Annotated in this window: 1 protein-coding gene; it reads right to left on the minus strand. The window is 69.0% G+C overall.

Annotation, left to right across the window (positions count from 1 at the left end; translation table 11 throughout):
* Positions 1-692, minus strand: a 692-nt coding sequence (locus CCL05_RS43430; protein ID WP_143590083.1) for an aldehyde dehydrogenase family protein, incomplete at both ends; no start/stop codon positions are given.

Raw genomic sequence — 692 nt, forward strand, 5'->3', positions numbered from 1 at the left:
CTTCCTGCCGATGTCGAGGTAGGAGAGGATCTTCTCGTACTGGTCGTTGCTCGCCTGCGCGCCGAGCATGGTGTCCGGGTCCAGCGGGTCGCCGCCGCGGATGGCCCGGGTGCGCTCGACGCAGCGGGCCATGAAGTCGTCGTAGATCGACGAGGGGATCAGGGCGCGGGACGGGCACGTGCAGACCTCGCCCTGGTTGAGAGCGAACATCACGAAGCCCTCGACCGCCTTGTCCAGGAAGTCGTCGTCGCCGGCCATGACGTCGGGCAGGAAGATGTTCGGGCTCNNGGTGAACGCCACCTTCGCCACGCGCGGGCTGGAGGCCAGGGGCTTGCCCGCCTCCACGCCGAAGCCGTTGACCACGTTGACCACGCCCGGCGGGAGCAGGTCGGCGATCAGCTCCATGACGTAGAGGAGGCTGGCCGGGGTCTGCTCGGCCGGCTTGATGACCACGCAGTTGCCGGCGGCCAGCGCGGGGGCCAGCTTCCACGTGGCCATGAGGATCGGGAAGTTCCACGGAATGATCTGGCCGACCACGCCCAGCGGTTCGTGGAAGTGGTACGCGACGGTGTCGGCGTCGATCTCCGCGATGCTGCCCTCCTGCGCGCGCACGACGCCGGCGAAGTACCGGAAGTGGTCCACGGCCAGCGGGATGTCGGCGGCCAGCGTCTCGCGGACCGGCTTGCCGTTCT

The sequence above is a fragment of the Streptomyces africanus genome (assembly GCF_002150735.1).
GTDB lineage: Bacteria > Actinomycetota > Actinomycetes > Streptomycetales > Streptomycetaceae > Streptomyces > Streptomyces africanus.